Consider the following 3,245-nt stretch of genomic DNA (forward strand, 5'->3'; position numbering starts at 1 on the left):
TGCGTCCGAATGAGAAAATCTTGTCAATAATCTGACTATCCTTATAAAAGTAGCTTAATTATTTATCCATTTAATTTACGACGCTGTTCAACGGCTTCTGCTAATTGGAATAATACTTTTTCACTATCTTCCCAGCCAATACAGCCATCAGTAATACTTTGTCCGTAGGTTAATTCTTTCCCTGTTACTAAATCTTGACGGCCTTCAACCAAATGACTTTCAATCATTACGCCTGAAATAAAGTTTGAACCATTAGCAATTTGTTGGCACACAGAATCAGCAACATTTAATTGGCGTTTAAACTGTTTTTGGCTGTTTGCGTGGCTAAAATCGATCATAACGTGTGGACGGCGACCAGATTTCTCAATATCTGCACAGACTTTAGCAACAGATTCAGCATCATAGTTTGTGCCATTATCACCACCACGCAAAATAATGTGACAATCTGGGTTGCCTTGTGTAGAAACAATAGCTGAATGTCCAAATTTCGTTACAGATAAAAAGTGATGTGGCGCTTCAGCCGCACCAATAGCATCTAAAGCAATTTTTACTCCGCCATTTGTACCATTTTTAAAGCCAACTGCACAAGAAAGCCCTGATGCTAATTCACGATGGACTTGTGATTCAGTTGTTCTCGCACCAATCGCTCCCCAACTCATAAAATCTGCAACATATTGTGGAGTGATCATATCTAAAAATTCACCTGCTGCGGGTACAGTGAGATCGTTAATATCCGATAAAACTTTACGTCCAATGCGTAATCCGTCATTTAAAGCAAAAGTTTCGTTTAGGTAAGGATCGTTAATCAAACCTTTCCAACCAACAGTTGTACGCGGTTTTTCAAAATAAACTCGCATTACTACTTCTAAATTTTGGTTGATTTTTGGGTTTGCACGCATTTCACGAATTTTTTCTGCATACTCTAATGCAGCTTTCGGATCGTGAATAGAGCAAGGCCCAATTACAACTAATAAGCGATCATCTGCACCGTGTAAAATTTTATGAATTGCAGAACGTGCTTTCGATACAGTATCAGCAGCAATATCACTTGCAGGAAAACGTTCTAATAAAGCAACTGGTGGTAATAATTCTTCAATATTATTGATACGGACATCATCGTTTCTATAAGTCATACAACATCTCTTTAAATAAGTTAATCATAAATCCCTTTAACAAATAGCAACTTGCTACCCGTCATTTAGATGGCAATAAAGTAGAATAATCCCTTATTATTGTCAAACTGTTTTGTACTATTTTAATAGTACAATGATACAAAAGATTATTTTTTAATCTTTTAAATATTCTCTCTCTTTTAGCGAGCCAGAACTTCTCTCTTACCACGACTATCAGGACTAGATAAAATCCCTTGTTCTTCAAGCTGATCGATGATACGTGCAGCTCGGTTAAAGCCGAGTGAGAAACGGCGTTGAATACCGCTAATTGAAGTTGCACCACCATCAATCATAAATTGAGCGATTTCATCAAAACGTGGGTCTAACTCACTGCTACTACGCATACCTGCCTCTTCATTGTCATCTTCTTGAGATGCCACAATACTATCAATATAGTTTGGCTTTCCTCTGGCTCGCCAGTTATCCGCCACTCGTTGCACATCTTCATCACTCATAAATGCACCGTGAACACGAATAATTTCAGGACTTCCAGCACCTGAATAAAGCATATCACCACGTCCTAATAGGCTTTCTGCACCACCTTTATCTAAAATAGTACGAGAGTCAATTTGGCTTGCCACTGTAAAGGCGATACGACTTGGAATATTCGCTTTAATTACCCCTGTAATCACATCAGTTGATGGACGTTGAGTAGCTAAAATCAAATGGATCCCCACCGCTCGAGCTTTTTGAGCAATTCGCATTATGTGATCTTCAACCTGCTTACCTGCGGACATCATTAGATCTGCAAACTCATCAACAATTAAAACAATGTAACTCATTTTCTCTAATGGTGGTGGTAAAGCATCCATTGTATCGCCCGGTCGCCACAATGGATTTGGGATCGGCAAGCCCATTTCTTCCGCTTGTTTGATCTTGTCATTATAGCCTTCAATATTGCGTACACTTAAACTACTCACTAGCAAGTAACGGCGTTCCATCTCTTCCACCGCCCAACGTAACGCATTCTCAGCTTTCTTCATATCTGTGACTACGGGAGTAAGTAAATGTGGAATATCGTTATAGATGGATAACTCCACAACTTTAGGGTCGATCATAATAAAGCGAACTTGCTCAGGAGTGAGTTTAAATAATAAACTCAAAATCATTGTATTTACCCCAACGGACTTACCACCGCCCGTTTGCCCTGCGACAAGCAAGTGAGGCATTTTCGCCATATCGACAACAACAGGTTCTCCACTGATATCTTTTCCTAATGCCATCGGTAAAGTTGCTTTACTATGACGAAACGCATCACTATTTAGCACATCTCGCAACCATACGGTTTCACGATGGCGATTCGGTGTTTCTATCCCCATATAAGGTTTACCTGGCACAACATCGGTAATACGAATCGCTTTGAAAATTAACGAACGCGCTAAATCACTATCTAAATTTGTGATTTTTGTCGCCTTTACACCCGCAGCTGGCAAAATTTCATAACGGGTTACCACAGGCCCAACAAGCACATCTTCTACTGTCGCTTTTACACCGAAATTAGCCAACTCTTGCTCAATTCTTGCTGATGTTTCACGAATTTCTTGTTCGGTAATTTGCTGAGTTTCTACTTTTCCTTGTGATAATAGATCCAAGGTTGGTAGTGGCGTAGTCGGTTTTTCTACACTTTTTTGACGCTGTAATAACGGGTGAACTAACGATTCTCCATAACCTTTCGGATAGCTTACCGATGATGTAGCGGTCGGATTTTCTATATTTTTTGCAACAGATTCCGCAGAACTTACCGCTTGTGTAGGCGTTACAATTTCCATCTTGGGTATATAATCTTCAGGCTCGCTCGGCTCATTCATATCTAGCAAGACAGGCTGTACATCTTGTTGCATAAATTTAGGCTTAACACTCGGTTCATTCTCAAATGATGGCACTGAAATTTTTGGCATAGGAGAACGCTCTATAAGTGTCTCTGGCTCATCATCAGCAACTTCTTCCTCTGCTAATTCAGCAACTATCTGCGGTATAACAGATGTATTTTCACTATTTAAACGTACCTTAGGGAAAGCACTAGGAGTCGTTTCCACTATTTCTTGAGCTTGTTCAAATGATACAACTTCTTCA

General features: G+C 39.6%; 2 protein-coding genes. Both read right to left on the reverse strand.

Annotation, left to right across the window (positions count from 1 at the left end; all coding sequences use genetic code 11):
* Positions 1-62: 62 nt before the first annotated feature.
* The gene (gene aroG / locus A1D25_RS05035) at positions 63-1,133 is read right to left on the reverse strand and encodes a 3-deoxy-7-phosphoheptulonate synthase AroG (protein WP_157394609.1); all 1,071 of its coding nucleotides are present in this window, start codon (positions 1,131-1,133) and stop codon (positions 63-65) included.
* 179 nt (positions 1,134-1,312) lie between these two features.
* The coding region (locus tag A1D25_RS05040; protein WP_240327108.1) for a DNA translocase FtsK at positions 1,313-3,245 on the reverse strand (1,933 nt) is incomplete at its 5' end.

The organism is Ursidibacter arcticus, assembly GCF_009761375.1.
In the GTDB taxonomy this organism is placed as follows: Bacteria; Pseudomonadota; Gammaproteobacteria; order Enterobacterales; family Pasteurellaceae; genus Ursidibacter; species Ursidibacter arcticus.